Below are 23,674 nucleotides of genomic sequence, written 5' to 3' on the forward strand. Positions count from 1 at the left end.
CACCTCGATTCAGTGAACCTGGCACGCCGGCGAGGAGGGTCTCGGCATGAGCCAATGGCGCCGCTGGAACATGGGCGAGCTGCCCGAGGAAGGCGACGACGGCACCACCGAGGCCGCAGCGACCCCGCGCCCGCCCACTCGCCAGGAACTCGATGACGAACGCCGCCGGGCCCGCGAGACGGGCCACCGCGAGGGCCATGCCCAGGGCCACCAGAAGGGCTACGACGAGGGCTACCAGAAAGGACTGGCCCAGGGCCTCGAGCAGGGCCTGGCCGAGGGCCGCGCCCGCGCCGAGCAGGAGATCGCCGACGCCCTGAACAGACGCTGTGAAGAGGCCCTGGCACCGCTTGGCCGACTCGTCGACGAGTTCCGCACGGCACTGTCCGAGCTGGACGATGCGGTGGCCGAGGATCTGACCGATCTGGCCCTGGCCACCGGCCGGCAGCTGGCGGATGACGCCCTCAAGGCCCGGCCACGCCAGGTGGTGGAGCTGGTCCAACGGCTTTTGCACACCGATCCGCCACTGGTGGGACGCCAGCGCCTGTGGCTGCACCCGCTCGATCTGCGCCTGGTGGAGCGCCACCTGGGCGAGCAGCTCGAGGCCGCCGGCTGGACCCTGCGCGCCGACGAGCGTCTGCACCGTGGAGGCTGCCGGGTCAGCGGCGAACAGGGCGATATCGACGCCACCTGGGAGCGTCGCTGGCAGGCGGTGAATCGCCAGGTGCGCAGAAGGGCCCCGCGCCACACCCCCGAACCAGAGGATCATGGCGTCGCCCACGAGGACGATGCGCCATGAACGGCCCCCAGATCCACCAGCAGCGCTGGCAGCGCGCCCTCAAGGCCGTCGCCCATCGCGTCGAGCCCCTGCCCATGACCAGGGCCACAGGCCGCGTCGTGCGCGCGACCGGCATGGTCATCGAAGCCGTCGGCCTGCAGGTGGCACTGGGTGACAGCTGTCGCATCGAGCTTCCCGGCACGGCAGATCACACCGCTGCCGGCTCAGCGCACGACTACGCCGAGGCCGAGGTCGTCGGCTTCGCCGGCGATCGCCTGTTTCTGATGCCGCTTGGCGAGATCAGTGGACTGATGCCCGGCGCCCGGGTGCTGCCCCTGGGCGACGGTAGCGTCAATGCCTCGCGGCGTTTTCCGCTGGGCGAGAGCCTGCTGGGCAGGGTCGTTGACGGCACCGGGGCTCCGCTGGACGGTCTCGGTGAGCTGGATGACGCCCCCCGGGCGCCATTGGCCACACCGCCGCTCAACCCCCTGTCTCGTGCTCCCATCGAGGAACAGATCGACGTCGGCATCCGCGCCATCAACGCCCTGCTCAGCGTCGGCCGCGGCCAGCGCATGGGCCTGTTCGCCGGCTCCGGCGTCGGCAAGTCGGTGCTGCTCGGCATGATGGCGCGCTACACCCGAGCCGACGTCATCGTGGTCGGACTGATCGGCGAACGTGGCCGCGAGGTCCAGGACTTCATCGACAACATCCTCGGGCCCGAGGGCCGGCGCCGTGCCGTGGTAGTGGCGGCACCCGCCGACACCTCGCCACTGCAACGACTCAAGGGCGCCGCCTACGCCACCCGCCTGGCCGAAGGCTTTCGCGACGACGGCAAGAACGTGCTGCTGATCATGGACTCGCTGACCCGCTACGCCATGGCCCAGCGCGAGATCGCCCTGGCCATCGGCGAACCTCCGGCGACCAAGGGCTATCCGCCCTCGGTGTTCGCCAAACTGCCGGGGCTGGTGGAGCGCGCCGGCAACGCCGAGCCCGGTGGGGGATCGATTACCGCCTTCTATACCGTGCTGACCGAAGGCGACGACCAGCAGGACCCCATCGCTGACTCCGCCCGCGCCATCCTCGATGGCCACGTGGTGCTGTCGCGCAGCCTGGCGGAATCCGGCCACTACCCCGCCATCGACATCGAAGCCTCGATCAGCCGGGCCATGAACGCCATCGTCGACGACGGCCAGCGCCGCCAGGCCCAGGGCTTCAAGGCCATGTTCTCGCGCTACCAGCGCAACCGTGACCTGATCAGCGTGGGCGCCTACCAGCCCGGCCACGACCCTCGCCTGGACGAAGCCGTGCGCCGCTATCCGGATCTGGAAGCCTTTCTGCAACAGCGAATCGACGAATGCGCCACCCTCGAGGCCTCGCGTCAGGCGCTCTCGTCCACCCTGGGAGGAACCCCATGAGAACCCCTCTGGACACCTTGACAGAGCTGGCCCGGGACGCCCGCGACCAGGCGATGCAGCACCTTGCCAGCGCCCGCCGAGACGAGCGTCAGGTCGCCGATCAGCTGTCGTCGCTGGAACACTACCGACAGGAATACGCCGAGCGTCTGCACCAGAACATGCGCAGTGGCATCGATCCGGCCACCCTGCACAATACCCAGCGCTTCCTGCTGTCGCTTGACGATGCCCTGGCCACCGCACGACGAGCGCTCCAGCAACAGCGCCAGAAGGTCAGCGACAGCCAGCGCGAGTGGCAACACGAACAGCAGCGCCTCAGCGCCTACGACACCCTGGCCGAACGCCGTGCCCAGGAAGGCCTGCGCCAGCAGGCCCGCCAGGAACAGCGCTCCAGCGACGACCTGATCAACAGCCGACTGCAGCGCGGCAGCGCCATGCCCGGCGGCTACTGACCTCAAAGGAACTCACCATGGACCTCACCCTGTTGGGCCTGGCAGGCCCCGTTTCTTCCCAGGCCAGTGGCAGCAAGGGCGCCGCCGCGCCGATCGGTGGCGACTTCGCCCAGCGCCTGGCCGCACTCGGCGGCCAGGCGGCCCCCCTCGACAATACCGGGCGCCCCGCCAATGGCCAGGCCAGCGACACGGCGCTCAGTGATCAGGACCATAGCGAGCCCCAGGACTGGACACTGGCACTGCTGGCCGTTGCCTCATCGGCCCCGGGCCCCCACGGGCAGCCCGCTGCTGACGCAGGCCAGCTGGCGTCATCAGGACTCGGCGCACCAGGCTTGAACGGCGCACCGCGGGACGCTACAGGCGCAGCGCTTGCCGGGCAGCTCCCCGGCGGGGCGCATGCACTGCTGACACAAGGCGGCGCCGCAAGTCAGCAGGCACTACCGCTGGACGTCGCAGCCCAGGCCACACCGGCGCTCGCGACGTCTCCGCCATCAGGGCCGTCGGCGCAGGCTCAGCTTTCGCCCCAGGCCCAGGTCCAGGTCCAGGTCCAGGTCCAGGTCCAGGTCCAGAATCAGGCCCCAGCACTGCAGAGCGCCGCCCTCGACGCCACCGCCGCCACGGAAAATGCGCCCGCCCAGTCACGCCTGGCACAGGACGCGCTCCCGGCGCTGCATCGACTCCCCAGGGCCGAGCATCCGGTGGATCGCGCTCCCTCGGCGGCGCAGCAGGCAGCCATGGCCGCCGGCAGCAATGCGCAGGGTAATTTACAAGGCAATTTACAAGGACAGGCACCCGCTGCCCCGGCGGGCCTCGCGCCCGGCGCCCTGGCTCCAGACACGGCCGGCTGGATGGCCCAGGGCACAGGGTCAGGCGCTGCGGAACTGCGTCCCGGCGAGATCCTTGCTGGCGCTGCCCGGGGCGAGGCCGACGCTTCGCTGGATGCCGTGCTCTCGCCCACCGCCTCACAGGCACGGGGCGCGTCGCCCTTTGGCTCCTCCCTGGCCGCCGCCATGCCCCCGGGTACCAATGCCTCACTGTCATTCAACCAGGCCGCCTGGCCGCAGCAGCTCGGCCAGACCCTGGCAAGGCTGTCCAGCCAGGGCGGTGCGGGCGAACAGCAGGTCGAGTTGCGCCTGCACCCCGCCGAACTCGGCTCGCTGGGGGTGACCCTCAAGCTGGGCGAGCACGGTGCCCAGGCCCAGTTCTTCTCGGCCCACTCCCAGGTGCGCCAGGCCCTTGAGCAGGCCATTCCCCAGCTTCGCGAAGCCCTGGCCGAACAGGGCATCCAGCTCGGTGACGCCTCGGTGAGCGACCAGGGCGCACAGTTTGGCGGCCAGCAACCCTCGGACTCTCGCGGCCAGCCATCGCTGGCAGCCTCCGGCCAGGGCAAGGGCGAGTCGATGGAGCCGGCCACCACGGCAAGCTCTGCCCCTGACCAGCGCCACGAGTCAGACGATGGCCGCGTGGACATCTACGCCTGACGCATAGGGCTGGACACGCGCCTGGCCTGCGCCTGACCCACGCCCTTCCAGGCACCCCCTGCCGCTACACAGCGTGAGCGGCGGGGCTCTCCCTCACAAATACCCAAGATAGGCACGAACTCGGTGCCTGTTCTCGCCATCGATCGCCGATGCCTGACGGCATACTAAAGATGTGGCACGCCCGCACGCTAGTACATTACCGCCCCTCGAGGGGCCACAGGCTCAGGACTTCAGGACATGGCGAAATCTCGACGGCTCATCTGGTGTCTGGTGATCCTGGTCATCCTCGCATCCTTCGGTGCCGCGGCCGGGTTCTACCTGCTGTACCAGGAAAAGGCGCACGCAGAATCAGCAGACACCTTCGGCGAGCATATGGCTCAGGCCAGCACCGGCGCGGTTGAAGATACGGCGCCCATCTACCTGAAACTGGAGCCCTTCACCGTCAACCTGGCCGAAGACAACGCCGGACCGCGCCTGTTGTACGCCGGCCTGACCCTCAAGCTCAGCGATGACGCTAGCCTCGAGACGCTGGAACAGCACCGTCCCCAGGTGCGTAACCAGCTGTTGTTGCTGCTGTCGGACCGCGAGGCCGAGACACTGGTCAGCGCATCGGGCAAGAAGGCCCTGGCCGAGGATATCGTCGCCACCCTGGAAGACGTGCTCGGCCCCGAGCGTCCGCGCATCCATATCGATGATGTGCTTTTCACCGAGTTCATCGTCCAATAGGTCGCCCCCATGTCTCAAGACGATCTCCTGTCCCAGGAAGAAATCGACGCACTGCTCAAGGGCGTCAGCGGCGACGACGATGCCGAGGGCGAAGACAATGCAGCTCGAGGGCGCTTGCGCCCCTTCGATCCGGCCAATCAGCAGCGCATCATCCGCGAGCGTCTGCAGGCCCTGGACATCATCAACGAGCGCTTCGCCCGTCACTTCCGCACCGGCATGTTCAACCTGCTGCGGCGCAGCGCCGACATCAGCGTCGACGCCGTGCGCTACCTCAGCTACAGCGAGTTCTCGCGCAACGTGCCGGTGCCCACCAACATCAACATCATCGCCATGAAACCGCTCAAGGGCTCGGCCCTGATCGTGTTTCCCCCGAGCCTGGTGTTCATGGTGGTGGACAACCTGTTCGGCGGTGACGGCCGCTTCGTCACCAAGTCCGAAGGGCGCGAGTTCACCAATACCGAACAGCGCATCATCCAGCGCGTGCTGAACATGGCCATCGATGGCTACAGCGAGGCCTGGAAGTCCGTCTACCCGCTGGACATCAGCTACCTGCGCTCGGAGATGCAGTCCAAGTTCGCCAACATCACCAACTCGCCCAACGAGATCGTGGTCAGTACCAGCTTTCATCTGGAGGTCGGCAACCTCTCGTCCAGCTTCCAGATCTGCATGCCCTACAGCATGATCGAACCGCTCAAGGACCTGCTGACCAACCCGTTGAGCGAGAACAGTCGCGACAAGGACGGCGCCTTTCACCGGCGTATGGCCGGCGAGCTGCGTCATCCAGAGGTAGAGCTGGTGGCCAACTTCGCCACCATCGACTCGCGCATCGCCGAGGTGATGGCGCTGAAGGTCGGTGACATCCTGCCGCTCGAACTGCCCGATACCGTCACCGCCCAGGTCGACGAGGTGCCGGTGATGGAATGCGAATACGGCAGCCAGCGCGACCAGCGCGCCCTCCGAGTCCTGCGGATGTTCGACCACGCCGCCGGTCACCAGCCCAGCAACGCCTTCGTCAAAGGCTCTCGGCCTCCTTCCAAGGAATCGCACCATGACTGACCCCAATAAACCCGACTCCCCTGTCGGCGACGACGACTGGGCCGCCGCCATGTCCGAACAAAAGGACGATGCCACCAGCGATGGCGCTGGCGAGGACGACCCCTGGGCCGATGCCATGGCCGAACAGCAGGCCGCCGAGGAGAACCCGGGCGAGCAGGCCCCAGAAGATACCCCTGCCGCAGCGCGCGCCGCAGGAGACAGCGTGTTCCGCCCGCTCGGTGAAAGCACCTCCTCCAGCGCTGCCCGCGAGCTCGACATGATCATGGATATCCCGGTCAAGCTGACCGTGGAGCTTGGTCGCACCCGCCTGACCATCAAGCAGTTGCTGGAACTGGCCCAGGGCTCGGTGGTGGAACTGGAGGGGCTGGCCGGTGAGCCGATGGACATCCTGATCAACGGCTACCTGATCGCCCAGGGTGAAGTCGTGGTGGTCGAAGACCGCTACGGCATCCGTATCACCGAGATCATCACCCCCTCAGAGCGGGTGCAGAAGCTCAACCGATGAACGAGACCACCTCCAGCGCCGCCGTCGACGGACTGGCCCAGGGAGGCGACAGCCTGCTGGGACTGGCCATGCTGGGCAAGACCGCCGCCGCCCTGGCACTGATCATCGCCATTCTGCTGGGCCTTTCCGCCTGGCTGAAGCGGCGGGGCGGCGGCTTTCACGGCCAGCAGTCCCGACTCAAGGTGGTCGGCTCCACCGCCGTCGGTCAGCGCGAGCGCGTGGTGGTGGTTCAGGTCCAGGATCGCTGGCTGGTGCTCGGCGTCGGCGGCGGTCAGGTCAATCGGCTGGACAGCCTGCCCGCCCCGACCGACGAGGCGACGCCCGCCCAGCCGGACGCGCCGCAGGGTGACAGCTTTGGCGAGCGCCTGGGCCAGGCTCTCAAGGCCAACCTTGGTCGGCGAGAGCGGTGATGCGACAGTTGATACTTCTTCAGCGCAGCCTCTACTCCCGTCCCTGGACGCCACTTGTGGCCAGCCTCGGACTGGCCCTGGTTGTCTGTCTGCTGGCTGCCGGCCCGGCCCAGGCCCAGCAGATCCCGGGCCTGATCAGTGAACCCATGGCCGACGGCGGGCAGAAATGGTCGCTGTCGCTGCAGACCCTGCTGCTGCTCAGCGCCATGGCCTTTCTGCCCACGGCGCTGCTGATGATGACCAGCTTTACCCGCATCATCATCGTGCTGAGCCTGCTGCGTACCGCCATGGGCACCGCCTCGACGCCGCCCAACCAGGTGCTGCTGGGCCTCGCGCTGTTTCTGACCGCCTTCATCATGTCTCCGGTGCTCAGCGACGTTTACCAGGACGCCTGGCTGCCGCTGTCCACCGACGCCATCGATTTTGGCCAGTTCATCGAGCTCGCCCAGCAGCCCTTTCGCGAGTTCATGCTGGGCCAGACCCGAGAGCCGGACCTCGCCATGTTTGCCCGCCTGTCCGAGGTCGGCCCCCTGGCCGGTCCCGAGGACGTGCCGTTGCAGGTGCTGGTACCGGCCTTCGTCACCAGCGAACTGAAGACCGCCTTCCAGATCGGCTTCACCATCTTCATCCCCTTTCTGATCATCGACCTGGTGGTCGCCAGCGTGCTGATGTCACTGGGCATGATGATGGTCCCGCCGGTGACCATTTCGATGCCGTTCAAGCTGATGCTGTTCGTGCTGGTGGACGGCTGGCAGCTGATCATCGGCTCGATGGCGGAAAGCTTCTATTTATAGGCCCCCGACGACAGGGCCCCGGCGAAGGCCTACGGGCCCAGACAAGGCGGCGCCAGCAAGGAGACTCGTCATGCATCCCGAAACCGTCATGAGTTTGGCCTACCAGGGCATGCGCGTGACCCTGCTGCTGGGGGCGCCGCTGCTGCTTACCGCGCTGTTCACCGGCCTGCTGGTCAGCCTGTTCCAGGCCGCTACCCAGATCAACGAGATGACGCTGTCGTTCATTCCCAAGATCCTGGCCGTGTTTGCCGTGCTGGTGCTGGCCGGTCCCTGGCTGCTGCAGCTGATCATCACCTTCACCCGGGAGCTGTTTACCAGTATCCCGGCGCTGGTGTCCTGAGCCGGGCCGCCTGCGCTGAAGCCACCGGCCCTATCCCCGAGGCGCCCGCGTCCTGATGGTCGAGATCACCTTCACCCAGCTGCATGCCTGGCTCAGCCTGTTCCTGTGGCCGTTCATGCGCATCACCGCGCTGATGCTGAGCGCCCCCCTGTGGGGCCACAGCGCGGTGCCTACCCAGGCCAAGATCGGGCTGGCCGGTGCCATCAGCGTGGTCATCTCGCCGATGCTGCCACCGCTGCCCGATGTCCCGGTGGCCTCCTGGGCGGGCTTCGGCCTGGTGGTCGAACAGCTGATCATCGGCGTGGCCATGGGCCTGTGCGTGCGGATCATCCTGGTGGTGGTACAGGCCACCGGTGAGTTTATCGGGCTGCAGATGGGCCTGGCCTTCGCCACCTTCTTCGACCCTTCCAGCGGCACCAACATGGTCGTGATCTCGCGTTTTCTGTACATGATCACGCTACTGATGTTCCTGGCGGTGAATGGCCACCTGATCGTGCTGGAACTGTTGATCACCAGCTTCGAGACCCTGCCCATCGGCATCCAGCGCTTCAACCCTGAAGCCTTCATCCTGCTGGCCCGCTACGGCGGCACCATCTTTGCCACCGGCCTGCTGCTGGCGCTGCCGCTGGTCGCCCCGCTGCTGACCATCAACCTGGCACTCGGCATCCTCAATCGCGCAGCACCCCAGCTGACCGTATTCAATATCGGCTTCCCCACCTCTCTCAGCGTCGGCCTGGCACTACTGATGGTTCTGATGACCGACCTCGGTCGCTTTCTGCAGCGCCACTTCCACCAGGGTCTGGATTTCCTGCAGTCGCTGCTCGACACCCTGGCGCCCCTGGCAAGCTGACGGTGCCGGAAGCGATTGGAAGCGACGGGAAGCGACGGGAAGCGACCTGCAGCCAGGCGCGATATCAGACTCGCGAACGACCCCGATCAAGCCGTGACTCACCGGGCTGCAGGCAGCGGCACACCCGAGACCAGGGCGGCTAGCGCCACGCTGATACGATGGACCCCCGATCATCGGCGAGATGCAGGCACGCATGGGCGCTTCACCACACACGGACGAGCAGGACAGGCAGCCCACCGCCCTGACGGCGAATGCTCCGACAGACAACCAGGCCTCGACAGACAACCAGACCCCGACAGACAACCAGGCCCTGACAGCGACCGATGCGCTGGCCCAGCTACCGATACTCGCCCCTTGCCTGCCGGAATTTTCCCGCATACGGCCCTGGCGTCAGCGCCACCGTTGCCGCCCCGCCGCGGTGCTCGGCTGGGGCAACCGGGGGACCACCCGTCGCGCCAGGCGCCTGGCGACGGACAAGGGCCTGCCCTTCGTCGCCCTGGAAGACGGTTTCCTGCGCTCCTGGGGGCCCGCCGATGAAGGCTTCGCCAGCCTCTCCCTGGTGGTGGATCATAGCGGCATCCACTACGACGCCTCCCGGCCCTCCGATCTCGAGACCCTGATCAACCACGCCGACATCGACGCCACCGAAGAGGCACGGGCCAACGCCTTGATGGCGCGCCTGCGGCTCGCCCGACTGTCCAAGTACAACCACGCCCCTGACATTCGACTGGAAGATTCGTCCCGCTCCCGGGTACTGGTGGTGGACCAGACCCGGGACGACGCTTCCATTGTTGGCGGCGGGGCCTCGGAGGCCACCTTTGTTCGTATGCTTGAACAGGCCCTGGAAAGCCATCCCGAGGCCGAAATCCTGATCAAGATCCATCCAGAGGTGATCGCCGGGCGACGCCAGGGCCACCTGCTGGGGGCCGCCGGCCGTCCCCGCTGCCGCCTGATCACCGACGACATCAATCCCTGGGCCCTGTTCGACGTGGTCGATGCGGTCCATGTGGTCACCAGTCAACTCGGCTTCGAGGCGCTGCTGGCGGGCCTGCCGGTCACCTGTCACGGCCAGCCGTTCTATGCCGGCTGGGGCCTCACCCAGGACCGACAACGCTGTGCGCGGCGTCAGCGACCGGCATCCCTGGCCCGGGTATTCGCCGCCGCCTACCTGCGCTACACACGCTACGCCAACCCCTATACCGGCGAGCCAGCGACGCTGGACGACACCCTGGACCTGCTGGAGGATCAGCGCCGTCAGATACAGCGCGGTGCCGGGCACTGGCGATGCTACGGTCTGTCGCGATGGAAGCGCGGCTTCGTGACGGACTTCCTCGGCCCCCTGTCGCAGGTCGAACAGCTGCCACTGAGCTCGCTGAAATCGACCGATTCATCGTCTGAAACGGCATCCGACCCAGCACCCACGCCAGTGAATCATCTGGTGTGGGGCAGCCAATATCCCCGAAGAGACGATGTCCATCGCATGGAAGACGGTTTCCTGCGCTCGGTGGGCCTCGGCATCGATCTCACTCGGCCGCTGTCGCTGGTCATCGACGGGGCCGGCATCCACTACGACCCCACCCGTCCCAGCGAGCTCGAGGAACTGATCGAGAATGGCGAGTTCAACCCGCGGGACCACCTGCGCGCACGCAGGCTGATCTCGCGGCTGGTACAACGGGGTCTGTCCAAGTACAACGACGGCCACGACGCCTCGCCCAAGCCCGGTTTGCCGGCGCTGCCCAGCGATCGTCCCCGGCTGCTGGTGATCGGCCAGGTGGAAAGTGACGCTTCGGTACGTCACGGTGCCTGCGAGATCCGCACCAATCGCGCCCTGCTTGCAGAGGTGCGCCGCCGCCACCCCAACGCCTTCCTGCTCTATCGTCCCCATCCGGACGTGGTCGCCGGCGTACGCCAGGGCGAGCAGGTTCCCGCCGAGGCCTACGATGTGCTGGCAGCAGAGGGCAACATCACTGCCCTGATCGATCAGGTCGACGAGGTTCACACCCTGACCTCCCTGGCGGGCTTCGAGGCGCTACTCCGCAATCGCCCGGTGATTACCTATGGCCTGCCTTTCTACGCCGGCTGGGGACTGACCCGGGATAAGGCAGCGACGCCCCCTCGGCGATGTCGGCGCGCCACCCTGGAAGTACTGGTCGCAGCGGCACTGATCCACTACCCCGGGTACGTGGACCCCGCTACCCGCCAGCCGATCAACGTCGAGACCGCGATCACCTTGCTCGAACGCCAACGCCAGCAAGGGCCAAGGCTGAGGCTGTGGCAACGCCTCTACCGACACGTCCGGCGCTATCTGTACGGGCGCTATTGAGACGGCGCGCCAGTCCTTGCCCCTTGCCCCTTGCCCCTTTTCCACCACAGGAGAACACGACAGATGACGGCCCCCCAGCGCCTGATCCTGATTACCGGTGCCACCGGCGCCATCGGCGGCGCCCTGGCGCGCCACTACGCCAGGCCAGGGCATCATCTGGTGCTTCATGGGCGTCGCCAGGACACGCTGGCAGAGATAGGGCAGCGCTGTCGCGACCAAGGCGCCGAGGTCAGCCTGGCGAGCGGCCCCCTGGAAGACAACGACGCCCGACAGGCCTGGCTTGGGGGGCTGTCACGGACACCGGATATCGTGATCATGTGCGCCGGCATCAACACCGGCGTGGTCGATCGTCGCGACGGCGAATCGCTTCAGGCGGGACGTCAGCTGATGGAGATCAATCTACGCGTGCCGATGGAAATGGCGCGCCAGCTTGCCCCTGCCATGCAGCGTCGAGGCCGTGGCCAGCTGGTCTTCATCAGCTCGCTGGCCGCCTGGCACGGGCTGCCGGTCACCCCCAGCTACAGCGCCAGCAAGGCTGGCATCAAGGCCTACGCCGAGGCTCTGCGCGGAGGGCTCGCCAGCGATGGCGTCGGCGTCACCCTGGTGATGCCAGGCTACGTGGATTCGGCCATGGCCCGGGCGATGCCCGGCCCCAAGCCGTTCACCTGGTCGCCCGAAAGGGCGGCCCGGCGCATTGCCACGGCCATCGATGCCAATCGTCCCAGGGTCAGCTTCCCGCTGCCACTGTGCCTCGCCACCCAGGGACTGACCCTGTTGCCGCCGAGGCTGGCACAGGCCTTGATGCGATGGTTCGGCTACGGCGTGCCCTGATGTCGTCTGCGCAAGACACCAGGGAAGCAGTGGCCACATAGGCCCCTGCTGCTGACGCCCGAATTTCATCAATCACGTCGGTTTTGACACCAAAACTTGCCGATAGAACGCCAACTTTCCCTCGCACAGGCATTATCTGCACAGGATTTCGCACGCCACGCCCCTTGATGCTTAACAATGGCCGTCACTCATGCCAACTCCTGAAGTCGACGTCATCGACCGCTGATCTGCACGATCGCCCCGCCAGCGTCAGACGCTACGCCAGACATCCTGGCAGGAAGCCGGCTTCGCCCATCAAGGATGATCCCATGCACAAGCCACAGTTCTCCCCGCACCGCAGGACTCCCTGCCATGCCGCCTCGATGCTGTGTGCCTGGCGATCCCTTCCCCTCGCCCTGATCCTTGGCAGCGCCTCGTCGAGTGCCCTTGCACTTGACGTCGACCTCGCGCCACTCGACCAGAACCCCACCACCTTCGTCGGCACCCTGGAAGATCGCCCCCTGACCCTGGAGTTGCTCGGTCAGCAGGCGGTGACAGGAGGAAGCCGCGTGTTCGTGAGCATCAATGACAGACCCGTCACCCTGAGGCTACCTGCGGGCATCACCCTGGCAGAGGTCGATGGTCAGACCCCGGTGGTGCTCAGCGACGGCGAAGGCAAGGTGCTGCTCGCCGGGCGCCTCGATGCGCTCGGCCGTGATCGCACCCTCGCCCTGGCCGATGCACTGGGCCTGCTGGAACTCGACCAGACCCTGTACGGCGCCCAGAAACAGGCTATGGCCCAGAACTTCCGGCCGGTCACCCAGCGCATCGACGCCACCATGGCGCCACTCGGCGACGGTCCCTATCAGCGTCCACCGGGGATAAGTGTCTGGAGCACCGCCGAGATCGGTGATCTCGACGGCGATACCCGAAGTTCGGACTACTCCGGCGATGGCAAGGTCGCCCTGCTGGGCATCGACTACCGCTACCGCAACCTGCTGGTCGGCGTGGCCGCCGGCAAGAGCGAGATGTACCTGGATGGAAGAAGTGGCGGGAACACCGACCTGGGCGGCGAGATGATCGCGCCCTACGCCGCCATCGCCCTGCTGAACGACCGCCTGGTACTCGACGCCACCTTGCTGTTTCAGGACCTGGACGGCAGCGCACGACGCGACTATCTGGTCGAGGGCATCGATCTCGACGGCGAACGCTGGGGAGCGCGCGGCGCCGCCACCTACCACCTGCCGAGCTATCAGCTGACGAGCCAGCACCGGATCGACTCAAGCCTGACCCTGGGCGGGACCTATCTGGATGACGATGTGGATGGCGACTACCTGCAGGCGGAAACCGACTACGGCGAAGAAACCGGCGAAGTCTTTGCCGGCGTTCGACTGGGTGCCGACGTCTTCACCGGCCGCCTGTTCGGTGGCCTGCTCTACCACTACGACGTGTCCAGCGACGTGGACGACGACGCCGACTTTCTCGAAGGGAGCGATGACGATCGTACCGTGCTGGAGCTCGGTGCCACCCAGCGACTAGGCCGCGGCGTGGACGTTACCCTCGCGGGCCAGACGACACTGGGCAGCAGCGCTACCGAATACGACGTGATCAGCGCCTCGCTGTCCTACGACTTCTAGGCCTTCCAGGACCGCCTGGCGCACAAGGCGTAGGCCCGAGTATTCAGACTAGTCCAGAGCAGGGGCGGACTCGCGCTGGGCCAGTCGCGCCAGCAGCAGCAGCGAGGCCGAATAGTAGTCGTCGCCGGGGGCCAGGCCCGCAGGCATCGCCCGGCGGTCGCGACCGGCCAGCACGCGAATCGCCAGCACCCCGCGGGAGGCGGCGTACTCCGCTCGGGCCTCGCTGTAGACGTCGATCCAGGCCGGCGGTGGCTGGCGAGCGGGATCGTTCCACAAGGCCAGGATCGGCGAGACACCCGGACGATCGAGCTGGTCTGCCCAGGCCAGGTAGAGCGGGATACGCACCGCATCAAAGCCGAAGCGGGGCGGCCAGCCCGGCGCCGGAGTCAGGCTGCCGTCGGCGTCAAGCCGCAGCCAGTCGGTGGGCAATCGATAGCGACCGAAGCGGCCTTGCTCGAGCAAGCTCAAGCCGTCTTCCACCAGCGTTTCCCAGCCCGCATCCGGCTCCGCCTGCGCAAACTCGAGCAACGCCGGCATCACCCAGTAGGACAGGTTGAGGTCGACGTAATCCTCGCCACGAAACCCCTGCACCCCCGGCAGCAGCACCCGGTAGCCGCCGCGCTGCACCACCAGATACTCGGCGATGGCCTCGCGGATCATGGCGGCCGCCTGGGCGTAGCGGGGTTCCTGCCAACGACTGGCGGCGCGCTGCAGCGCCCAGGCGATCAGGATGTCGCCATCACTGGCATTGTTGGGGTCCGCCACCGGTGGCACGTTGGTGGGGTCGTAGCGCCAGGAAAACAGCGCCACATCGGTCCGCGCCAGATGCAGTCGGGTCCACTGCCACAGCCGATCGAAGGCCTCGCGATCGCCCTGGGCCTCCGCCAGCAGCATGCCGAAGCCCTGCCCCTCCGAGTGGCTAACGTCGCCGTTGCCGCTGTCGAGAATGCGACCGTCGGCGCTCATGAAGCGGCTCTTGTAACGCTCCCAGCTCTCGTCGGCCGGCGCCGCGAGGGCAAAGGTCAAGGAGGCCACGGCGACCAGCAACATCGCCGTCAATCGGCGCCAACACAGGCCGGCATCAGTGGCCGGCAACTTCTTCCCTTGCATAGACGAACTCCAGAGGTTTTCCCGCCTCTGCCGTCACCACCCGAAGGGGCACCGTGCTATCGCCCCCCTGGCGTTCCAGCCATACACCATAGGCCCCGGCCAGTAGCGCACTGGCGGCACGGGCGCCGCGGGCTCGCTCGGCCTCGCTGTGACCGGCAACGGGGTAGGCACCATGCTCGATGGTCAGCCGAGTTTCCCCGGCGGTCAATGACACCCAGCCCCAATCGCGCGCACGCCAAAGCTCGTTGAGGGTGCGCTCGAGCCCCTCCAGGGTCTGCTGGTCGGGCAGCGTCAGTTCACTGGCCATTCTGGCCCCGATATGGCGCAGAAAAGCGCCTGCATCCTGCTCGCCGCCGGAGACATACAGCTCTTCCAGCAGGAAGCGCAGCACATCGTTCCACTGTGACGCACAGTGGGTGCTGTCGAAGTACGCAAGCGAACGGCGCCGGGCCGCGTCAAGGTCACTCATCTGCTCCCCCAAGGGTGTAGTCCAGGTACAGCCATGCCGAGGTCTCGTCGTAGTCGCCGAAGGTGTCGTAGCCCAGGCGTCCGCCCACCTTCATGTCATTGGTCAGCTGGTAGGAGGCATCGCCTCCCAGGGTCAGGCCAAAGCCGCTTTCGCTGGAGGCGCTGTAGCGCGACTCCACCGCCGCGTCGGCATCGGCCAGGTCATCGAGCAACGCCTGGGATTCGCCGTCGGTGGGGAAGAAGTCCTCCGCCGCCTCGGAGTAGCTCTGGAAGCCCGGCGACACCCTGGCGGAGTAGGACCAACGCCCACGCTGCTCGCTGAAGCTGAACGGGAAGGCCACGCTGATATGGTCCTGCGGGCTGAAGTAGCCCCCATGCCCGAACGAGTAGCGACTCAGGTTGCGATCGAAGTCGAGGTAGTTGACGTGCACCCCGGCCTTGAGCTCGCGGTCACGCTCGTTGATCGGCCGCAGGTAAGCCCCCATGCCCGCCTCCAGCGAGTCGTTGTCGGCCACGTTGTCACCGGTGTAGCGATAGCCGCCCAAGCTGACGTAGGCACCACTGTCGCCATTGTCGAAGCTGTAACCCAGCGCTCCCCCGGTCTTGACCACGCCGCCCCAATGCTCGCCGCTGACCGGATCACGGGTGCCGGCGTAGGACAACAGGCTATCCTTCACCGCGCGGCGTTCCGCGGTCAGGGTGAACTCCCCGGAATCGCCTACCTTCGGGTGCAGGCGCAGGCCCCCGACCAGCTGGGACTGGTCGAAGCCCAGCGGAGTGGTGCCGACGTCCACGTCCAGCAGATCGCTGCGAAAGCCCAGCGACAGACCCACCCCGGCGTCGCTCTGGGAATCCGCCGACACGTCCAGGCCGTCGCCCCCCAACTGCCCCAGCCGGGACAGGTAGTCGCCGGTGACCGCGGCGCTGACATCGTCATCGCTTGCCAGCTCACCGATGGCCTCGACGATCGCCATGCGGCCGAAGCGACGCTCGGCGTCGCCGGAGGGCGTACCGGCGGAACCGTAGGCCGGGGTCAGCGTCAGCTCGGCGCGGGAGCGACCAAAGACCGATGAAAAATCGCCGGAGGTGAAGGTGGTGGGCGTTTCCACCCGATCGAACTGACTCAGGCCTTCCTCGCCACTGCGCACCACCAGGGCAAGCCCGCCCTGTGCCTTGGGCGACACCGCGCGGCGCACCTCGGCCATCATCCGCTCGACCTCGTCGATCAGCGGCGAAGCCTGGGGAGCTGCCTCATCGGCCGAGGCCCCAGCCCCTGATCCCGTCACTGAGCCAGCGCCCGCGGACAACGAGCCGCCAGGCAGCCAGGCCGGCCGTCCTCCACCAGCGCCACCCCTGGCGTTCTCGAAGGGGTTGTCGCCGGTGGTCGTGGCCAGCGCCAGCGACTGCTGCGGATCGGCGCGCAGCTCGCTGCGCGCCTCACGCAATAGCGCCAGGGCCTGGCGGTCCTGTCCCTGGGCCCGGGCCAGCCCCGCCCGCGACAGCAGCCAGCGAGGTCGATCCTGAGCGTTGGCCGGCGGCGCCACCAAAAGCCGCGACGCTCGCACGCTATCGCCCTGGGCCAGGGCCGCGTCGGCGGCCCCCAGGCGGGCGTCATCGCTCTCGGGAAAACGGCTCAGCGTGTAGTCGTAGAGCTGCCCCGCCTGACGCTGGCGCCCCCCGTCCTGATACAGCCGCGCCATCGCCAACAGCAGCGCCTGATCCTCGGGGCGCTCGCGCAGGGCGCTGGCCAGCACATCATAGGCGCTGGCCAGCTGGCCCTGCTGGCGCAGCCGGTCCGCCTGGGCGACCCGGGCGCCGATCATCGCTTCGTCCAGCGCCGCACGCGCCGCCAGGCCAAAGTCGTCGCGCGCCTCGAGTCGCTGCACCAGCGCCTTGGCCTGGCGGTCGCGGCCGGCGCTCGCCAGCACTGCCACGTAGCCGGTGTAGGCTTCCACCGGCGCGTCCAGCTCGCCAGCGGTATCGGCCTCGACCAGCTCGAGGGCCCGGCTGGTCAGGCCCATCTGCTGATAGCGCTGGGCCACCTGGGCGCGGACTCCCGGATCGCTGGTGCTGGTCAGTACCTCATCGAGACGCTCCAGCGCCGAGGCGCGATCCCCCCGGTCCCAGGCCGCTTCGGCGGCCGCCAACGCCGACTGAGCCTCGGCCTGATCGGCCAGTCGCTGGATGTCCTCGTCGCGCAGTGCCAGCGGGATCGCCGCCAGATAGCGTCGGGTCTGGTCCCAGTCGCCCTGTTCACTGGCATACAGCGCCGCGGCCTGAAGCTGGGGCGCGCTGGCCTCGCTCAGGTTGAGCGGGCGAACCAGGTGGCCAGCCTCTTCGACGCGCCCCTGGCGGTCCAGCAACCGAGCCAGATCCAGGCGCACCCAGGGATCCGCGGGTGCCAGCGCCAACGCTTCGCGAAGGGTCGCTTCCGCCTCGCTGGCGCTCTGACCGGCGGCCTGCTGCCGCAGCGCCTGGGCCCGGGCGGCGCCCAGGTCGCCAAGCTGGGCACGAGCGCTGGCCGGCAGACTGGCGGCCAGCGCCTCGGCCTCGGACCAGCGCTGCTGGCGTCGATAGACGTCGACCAGACCGAGCTTTGCCGAGGTGTCATTGCCCAGGCTGAGGTAACGTTGTTCGGCCTGATCGAGACGTCCCTGACGCTTGAACAGATCGGCCTGCAGCAAGGTCGCCGCCCGCGCCCCGTCGCCACCACCGCGGGTCAGCGGCGTCACCAGTTCGAGCGCACGATCCAGTCGTCCCGCCCTGGCCTGGGCCCGCGCCTCCTCCAGTCGAGCATAGAAGGCCGCACTTTCGTAGGCGGCCTGCCATTGGTCGCGTCGCTCGGGTGCCAGCCGGATCGCCTGCTGCAGCACGTCTCGCGCCTCGGCGAAACGTTGCTGGCGCAGCAGGGTCAGCCCCAGTCCGCCCTGGGCGTCGGCGTCGTCCGGGGTCTGCTCGAGCACCTGCTGGAACTGCGCCTCGGCCTGGTCCAGCCGCTGCTGCTCCAGGCTGTCGTACCCCTGAGCCCTGGCCTGGGCCGCCTCACGTTCCGGCGGCAGGGTCATCTTGTCGGCGAACAGCTCGGCGATCTGGCTATCCTCAGGGTGCGCCTGCTGATAGGCGGCATACAGATGTTCGTCTGCGGGGGTCGCCTCGAGCCACTCCAGCGCCTGACGCCAGGCGCGATCGGCGGCCGCATCGCCGGTCGCAGCGCGCTCGGCCAGGCGCTCGATACCCTGGCGACGCGTGGCTTCACGATAGCTCAGCACCTGGCCCAGCGCGGTGGCCAGCGCCGGCTCGTCGGGATGTTCACGCGCCATCGCCGCCAGGCGGTCGCGAGCCTCGCTCCAGCCATTGTCGGTACCGGCCAGGGTCAGGTAGACCTCCGGCGCCAGCCTCGGCGGAACCGCGTCGTCCTCGAGCACCGCCCGATAGCTGGCCATGGCTTCGGCGTAGTCGCCCGCCGCCGCCTGGGAGCGGGCCTCGGCCAGCCGCTGGCCGTCGGCACGCCGCAGTTTCTGTTCCTGCGCCAGCGCCTCGACCCGGTCATCCTCCGGGGCCACCTCGGCCAACCGCGCCTGCCAGCGGCTGGCCTTTTCCATATCGCCATCGGTCAGCGCATATTCCGCGAGCAGGTAGAGGGCACGCCGGTTGCCCGGGTCAGCATCGAGCACCCGCTCGAGGGACTGCTCGGCCAGATCGGCGCGCTGCCGATCCCGCCAGAAGCGAGCCTGCTCGAACAGCGGCGCCAGGGCCTGATCGGTCCCCTGGGCCTGGGCCGGACTCTGGTCCTGCGCCAGCACCGGAACAGAAGACAGCGTCAATGACAGCAGGGAGCACGACAGCAGTCCTGCCGCACCGGCGCGGCGAACCTTGAACAAACGCAAGCGTTTCATCGGCGTGGCGCTCCCCTGGTGTTGTCACTCTGTCCCTTGCCGTCGGCCACCGGGGTGTCGACGCGGCCTCCAGGAGCGTCGGCCTGGGCTTCAGGAGCGTCGGCCTGGGCTTCAGGAGCGTCGGCCTGGCCCCCCTGCAGGCGCCGTGCAGCACGGCGAGCCAGTCCCCGGTGGCAGACCAGCCCCAGCAGTGTCACCACCACCAGCAGCAGAACCGCCATGGCCACCAGGTTCTGGCCCAGCATCCAGCGCAACCTCATGTGCCAGGGCATCTCACCGACGCCCTGACGCGGCCCTGCGCGAAAGCTCTCGGCACTGCCCTCGACAGGAATCAGCGCCAGATCGCCATACACCGAGCGGCTTACCTCATCGTCGCCCAGTCGCGCCACCAGCGACGGCAGCGCCTCGGTGTCGTCGGCGACCGCCGCGACCAAGAAGCGCGAACGGTTCAAGGGTGACGGCAGGCTGACCAGCCCCTGGGACACCTCGCTGTCCTGCAGCGCCTGGGCCACCTCTCGCCACAGCGGCCGCCAGTCACCCAACAGCCAGTAGCGCCAGCGCTCCATCCAGGGCACCTCGGCCACCGCCAGACGCCCTTCGTCGGCCCGGTAAACGCCGGCGTCGAACAGCGACGTCTGCGCCAGACTGTCGAGGTCGGCGACCACCAGCAGATCCTTGTCGGTCAAATCGCCGGTGAGGGAAAGCCCTCGACGCACCTCGATGCCAAGGGCGGGATAGCCAGTAGCGCCGGCGATACGGCCCACGCTGGTCAACAGCGCCGACAGCTCGCTCTCGTCGGGGGCCTCGGGCACCAGCGCCACGCTGGCGCCAAGATCCGCCTGACGCGAGAACGGAAACCCCGCGCTGACGAAGGACGACAGCGACGGCATGACGCTGAAGTGCTCTGCCCGCCGCAGGTCCAGCGTGGTGGTGGGCAGGATTCGACTGATGGCGTCCTCACCCAGCCCGGGCGCGCAGTCGACCCCGTCTGCCACCGCCAGGTGAAAGTAGAACTGCAGGCGATTGTTGCCGTAGAGCAGGTCCCTGGGCAGCAGGACCTCGGCACTCTGCTCCCGGCCGGCGCCGACCAGACGTTGCCACAGACGCTCCAGCGCCTTGCCCGACTCCACCGGCAAGGCCGCGAGATATTCGCCGTTGAGGCTGACATCGAGGCTCGAGGCGATGGGATCGAGCCAGGGCTCGTCGGGAAAACGATAGTCGACCCTCAGCCGATAGTTCTGACCGGGCCACAGGAACAGATCCGGCGGCACCCTCAGGCTCAGGGCGTGCTCCCGGGCGGACAGCCCGCGTGCCACGAAGCCCTCGGGTTCGCCCAACGAGGCCAGGCTGGCCGGGGTTTCGACATCGACCCAGCGCGGCGCGTCATAGGGCTCGCGAGGGGCTGGCGGGCTCAGTCGTTCGTCATCAAGGCGCAGCCGTTCGCCGTTCAGCGTCGCCGGCGCTGCGCTATCGAGACTCTCCCCGAGTCCCGACAGCGCCAGACCGCGGGCGGCCCGGGCCACCTCGACGTCACTGTTGCCCACCACCAGCAGCAGCTTGAACAGCGGGTTGCGCGGATTGGGACGCATCAACAGGGTCGGCCCCTCGACCTGCGGCAGGGTCAAGCCCGCCAGACGTTGCCCCGAGCGCCCGATCACCACGGCGTTGTCCAGCGGCAGGCGATCGTAAAGTGCATCGACCTGTAGCTGCCCGGCCTCGGCGTAGCGTCCGAAGTGCGAGGCAATGATGGCCGCCCCGCGCAACTGGGCCTCAGACGCATCGCTGGCCATCACCATCGCCACCCGACTGACATCCGCCGTCGCGGCATCGATGAAGGGCCTCGGCAGGCGGGCCAGCTCGTCGGGGGTCGGCAGCCGCTGCAGGGTCAAGGCCAGCCTGGATTCGGGGGCGATCTCCACCCTGCCAACGGCCTGGTCATCACCGTGGCACTGCTGGGTCGCCTGCCCCAGCAGGCGAAACTCCAGGCGATTGAAGGGCAGGATCAGCGCCGAAGGGATATCCAGGCGCTGGGTCATGCCGCCGGCGTTGAACTGGTCAAGGTCGATGGTCTGAAGCGTCTCGCCGTTGAGCAGCACCCCGAGTTGGCTGTCGGCCGGCAGGTCACTGTGTGACAACGACAGCGACAGCGACGCAGCCACCGCCACCTCATCATCGCGCAGCGAGAACGCAGTGCCCGAAAGCCGGGTGTTCGGGGTCAGGCGCAAGGTCTGATCGGAGGCCAGCAACGGGATCGACAGCTCGCGCCGGGTCGGTTGCAACGGCTGGCTGACGCTGTCCAGATCCAGCCGGCCGTCCTCGCCGAAACGCAGCGGAGGCAACGTCTCGCCCGGTACCGAGGTGTCACCCGGCACGTCACCAAAACCGCCGGCCTCGTGCGTCACGCCGATCGTCGGCGCCGGGACCTGGGCCCAGACCCGGTGCGAGACCATCAATACCCCGAGCACGATGGTGGCCACCAGCATCACCGGCGCCAGCCAACCTCGGCTAAAGCGCCCCTGGGTCAGCCCCCGCACCGGGCTACGGAAGTGCAGCCCCTTCTGCTGCCACTGGTGGAAGAACAGTCCCACCACCGAGCGCACCACATGCCACAGTGACGCCAATGGCCGGTCCTGGGGATGCGGTGCCTCGGGAATCCAGGCATCGGCACGCCCCATGACCACCCGCACCAGTTCTCTGCGCTGGCGCAGCGGCAACTCATCAAAACGAAAGCGCAGTGAGTCATCGGTACCGGAAGCATTGACCGAACACACGGGGAACATCAGCCCCCGTCGATTGAAGGTGATCTCCAGGCACTCCACCTCGCTGCCCAGGGCTGAGCGCTTGCCCTCCACCAGGGCGCCCCCCATGGACAGGTTGGCGGTCCAGCTCTGCACCGCATGGCCACTGGCCAGGTGCAACACCACCGGAAGACGCGCCTCGACCCGCACTGAGCGCCGCAGCTGGCGCGTTTCCCGTGCCACCGCAATGGCCGCCAGCAGCACCAGAATGCTGACGGAGGCCCACATCACGTTGAACAGCATGACGCTGGTCTGGACATCGAACAGATCATTCCAGAAGACCCGCACCAGCCCCCACACCACCGCCGCCACCAACAGGCCAAGCACGAACAGATGGGGACGCACCGCCTCACCGTCGAAGTAGCCCTCCTCCAGCAGTCCACCCTTCTCGGTGACATTGAACTTGCCCCGACGCGGGCTGAGCAGAGTCACCAGGGTCGGCTTGAGCAAGTGAAAGGCCAGCACGCTTTCGTAGATCTCGCCCCAGAAGGAGTAGCGGAAGCGCCCCACCAGCCGCGAGTTGGTGTAGATCGCGTGAAACAGATGCGGCAAAGCGTAGACGGCAATCATCTGCGGCGACGAGGCAATGACGTGCAGATCAAACAACAGGTAGGCCAGGGGTGCGGTCAGGAACACCAGGCGAGGCATGGCGAACTGGAAATGCAGCATGGCGTTGAGGTAGCAAAGCCGCTGCGGCAGGCGCAGGCCACGTCCCCACAACGGATTGTCCAGCCGGAAGATCTGGGTCATGCCCCTGGCCCAGCGGGCCCGCTGGCCGATGTGCAGAGACAGTCGCTCGGTGGCCAGGCCAGCGGCCAGGCGCACCCCCAGGAAGGCCGTGTTCCAGCCACGCCGCTGCAGCTTGAGGGCGGTATGGGCATCCTCGGTCACGGTTTCCACCGCGAAGCCGCCGATCTCTTCCAGCGCGCTACGCCGCATCAGTGCACAGGAACCGCAGAAGAAGGCCGCATTCCAGTAGTCGTTGCCCTTCTGCACCGGCCCATAGAACAGCTCCCCTTCGTTGGGGATGTCCGCCCCGGCGACGAGGTTGCGCTCGAACGGATCCGGGGAATAGAAGTGGTGAGGCGTCTGCAGCAGTGCCAACCGCTCGTCGGCGACAAACTCCCCCACCGTGGCCTGCAGAAAGGCCCGGGTCGCCACATGGTCGCAGTCGAATACGCAGATCAGCTCGCCGTCTGTCAGCCCCATGGCGTGATTGAGGTTGCCCGCCTTGGCGTGGCTGTTGTCTTCCCGGGTGATGTAGCCGACCCCCACCGCCGCGGCGAAGGCGCCGAACTCGGGTCGCTTGCCATCGTCCAGCACATAGATACGCATGCGATCCGCCGGGTAATCGATGTTCTGGGCGGCCAGCACCGTGTCCCGCACCACCTCGAGACTCTCGTTATAGGTGGGGATATAGATGTCCACCGTCGGCCAGCGCGTCGCATCCGGCGGCATCGGCCGGATCGTGCGCTCCAGCGGCCAGGCGATCTGGAAGTACCCCAGCACCAGGATCACCCAGGCGTAACACTCGGCGGCCAGCAGACCGTAGCCGAATACCGCCTCGACCTGGGTATCGAACACCAGCGTTTCGCTCAGACGCCAATACAGGTAGCGGGTAGAGACCAGCACCGACAGCAGCATCATCGCCTGGCGTACCCAGCCACCACGAAGGCGAGCCAGCACCAGCAACGCCAGCATGCCAACACCGGCGAACACCAGCTGGCGCTCCAGGGTCAACGGCGTGGTGACAAGCAGAGCAGCCAGGGGCGCCCCCAGGATCAGCGCCAGCAGACGCGCGCCCAGTGACGCAGAGGAAGAGACGTTCATG

General features: G+C 67.5%; 18 protein-coding genes. 14 read left to right on the top strand and 4 right to left on the bottom strand.

The genetic code is table 11. The features are described 5' to 3' along the window. Positions 1-46 precede the first annotated feature (46 nt). The 14 genes from fliH (at position 47) to RBB39_RS09095 (ending at position 13,571) form a co-directional block, all read left to right on the top strand. Positions 47-796: a flagellar assembly protein FliH gene (fliH, locus tag RBB39_RS09030; protein ID WP_045992435.1), complete on the top strand. Its 750-nt coding sequence runs from the start codon at positions 47-49 to the stop codon at positions 794-796. Beyond that, positions 793-2,190, top strand: a complete 1,398-nt coding sequence (fliI, locus tag RBB39_RS09035) for a flagellar protein export ATPase FliI (RefSeq protein WP_306169036.1) — start codon at positions 793-795, stop codon at positions 2,188-2,190. Before fliH ends, fliI begins: the two co-directional genes overlap by 4 nt. Next, positions 2,187-2,639 carry a flagellar export protein FliJ gene (fliJ, locus tag RBB39_RS09040; protein ID WP_045992437.1) on the top strand — a complete coding sequence of 151 codons (453 nt, stop codon included), beginning with the start codon at positions 2,187-2,189 and terminating at the stop codon, positions 2,637-2,639. Before fliI ends, fliJ begins: the two co-directional genes overlap by 4 nt. 17 nt (positions 2,640-2,656) lie before the next feature. Continuing rightward, positions 2,657-4,120 carry a flagellar hook-length control protein FliK gene (locus RBB39_RS09045; RefSeq protein WP_306169037.1) on the top strand — a complete coding sequence of 488 codons (1,464 nt, stop codon included), beginning with the start codon at positions 2,657-2,659 and terminating at the stop codon, positions 4,118-4,120. Between the two features lie 237 nt (positions 4,121-4,357). Then, on the top strand, positions 4,358-4,846 hold the full coding sequence (gene fliL, locus RBB39_RS09050) for a flagellar basal body-associated protein FliL (RefSeq protein WP_045992438.1): 489 nt from the start codon (positions 4,358-4,360) through the stop codon (positions 4,844-4,846). Between the two features lie 9 nt (positions 4,847-4,855). Then, positions 4,856-5,902, top strand: a complete 1,047-nt coding sequence (fliM, locus tag RBB39_RS09055; RefSeq protein ID WP_045992439.1) for a flagellar motor switch protein FliM — start codon at positions 4,856-4,858, stop codon at positions 5,900-5,902. Continuing rightward, entirely contained in the window at positions 5,895-6,407 is a 513-nt protein-coding gene (gene fliN, locus RBB39_RS09060; protein WP_045992440.1) for a flagellar motor switch protein FliN, read from the top strand. The genes fliM and fliN overlap by 8 nt, the downstream gene beginning before the upstream one ends. Next, positions 6,404-6,817: a flagellar biosynthetic protein FliO gene (gene fliO / locus RBB39_RS09065; protein WP_045992441.1), complete on the top strand. Its 414-nt coding sequence runs from the start codon at positions 6,404-6,406 to the stop codon at positions 6,815-6,817. The genes fliN and fliO overlap by 4 nt, the downstream gene beginning before the upstream one ends. Further along, a complete protein-coding gene (gene fliP, locus RBB39_RS09070; protein WP_045992442.1) occupies positions 6,817-7,611 on the top strand; it encodes a flagellar type III secretion system pore protein FliP in 795 nt (264 codons plus the stop codon). The genes fliO and fliP overlap by 1 nt, the downstream gene beginning before the upstream one ends. A 70-nt stretch (positions 7,612-7,681) precedes the next feature. Further along, the gene (fliQ, locus tag RBB39_RS09075; RefSeq protein ID WP_045992443.1) at positions 7,682-7,951 is read left to right on the top strand and encodes a flagellar biosynthesis protein FliQ; all 270 of its coding nucleotides are present in this window, start codon (positions 7,682-7,684) and stop codon (positions 7,949-7,951) included. Positions 7,952-8,006: 55 nt separating this feature from the next. Continuing rightward, the gene (fliR, locus tag RBB39_RS09080) at positions 8,007-8,801 is read left to right on the top strand and encodes a flagellar biosynthetic protein FliR (RefSeq protein WP_045992444.1); all 795 of its coding nucleotides are present in this window, start codon (positions 8,007-8,009) and stop codon (positions 8,799-8,801) included. Positions 8,802-8,994: 193 nt separating this feature from the next. Further along, positions 8,995-11,124: a capsular polysaccharide biosynthesis protein gene (locus RBB39_RS09085; RefSeq protein ID WP_306169038.1), complete on the top strand. Its 2,130-nt coding sequence runs from the start codon at positions 8,995-8,997 to the stop codon at positions 11,122-11,124. Positions 11,125-11,187: 63 nt separating this feature from the next. Further along, the gene (locus RBB39_RS09090) at positions 11,188-11,955 is read left to right on the top strand and encodes an SDR family oxidoreductase (RefSeq protein WP_045992445.1); all 768 of its coding nucleotides are present in this window, start codon (positions 11,188-11,190) and stop codon (positions 11,953-11,955) included. 308 nt (positions 11,956-12,263) lie between these two features. Continuing rightward, positions 12,264-13,571 carry an autotransporter outer membrane beta-barrel domain-containing protein gene (locus tag RBB39_RS09095; RefSeq protein ID WP_045992446.1) on the top strand — a complete coding sequence of 436 codons (1,308 nt, stop codon included), beginning with the start codon at positions 12,264-12,266 and terminating at the stop codon, positions 13,569-13,571. Between the two features lie 48 nt (positions 13,572-13,619). Here RBB39_RS09095 and RBB39_RS09100 read toward each other — a convergent pair whose 3' ends face one another. From RBB39_RS09100 to bcsA, 4 genes are read right to left on the bottom strand one after another with little or no spacing between them, the layout of a single operon-like run. Next, complete coding sequence (locus tag RBB39_RS09100; RefSeq protein WP_306169039.1) at positions 13,620-14,681, bottom strand: glycosyl hydrolase family 8; 1,062 nt, start codon at positions 14,679-14,681, stop codon at positions 13,620-13,622. Further along, the gene (bcsD, locus tag RBB39_RS09105) at positions 14,653-15,150 is read right to left on the bottom strand and encodes a cellulose biosynthesis protein BcsD (RefSeq protein WP_045994300.1); all 498 of its coding nucleotides are present in this window, start codon (positions 15,148-15,150) and stop codon (positions 14,653-14,655) included. The genes RBB39_RS09100 and bcsD overlap by 29 nt, the downstream gene beginning before the upstream one ends. Further along, positions 15,143-19,045, bottom strand: a complete 3,903-nt coding sequence (locus RBB39_RS09110; RefSeq protein ID WP_045994299.1) for a cellulose biosynthesis protein BcsC — start codon at positions 19,043-19,045, stop codon at positions 15,143-15,145. The genes bcsD and RBB39_RS09110 overlap by 8 nt, the downstream gene beginning before the upstream one ends. Next, positions 19,042-23,673: a UDP-forming cellulose synthase catalytic subunit gene (gene bcsA, locus RBB39_RS09115; protein WP_052704479.1), complete on the bottom strand. Its 4,632-nt coding sequence runs from the start codon at positions 23,671-23,673 to the stop codon at positions 19,042-19,044. The genes RBB39_RS09110 and bcsA overlap by 4 nt, the downstream gene beginning before the upstream one ends. Position 23,674: the final 1 nt, after the last annotated feature.

Source organism: Halomonas sp. MMSF_3323 (genome assembly GCF_030733595.1).
Lineage (GTDB): Bacteria > Pseudomonadota > Gammaproteobacteria > Pseudomonadales > Halomonadaceae > Halomonas > Halomonas litopenaei.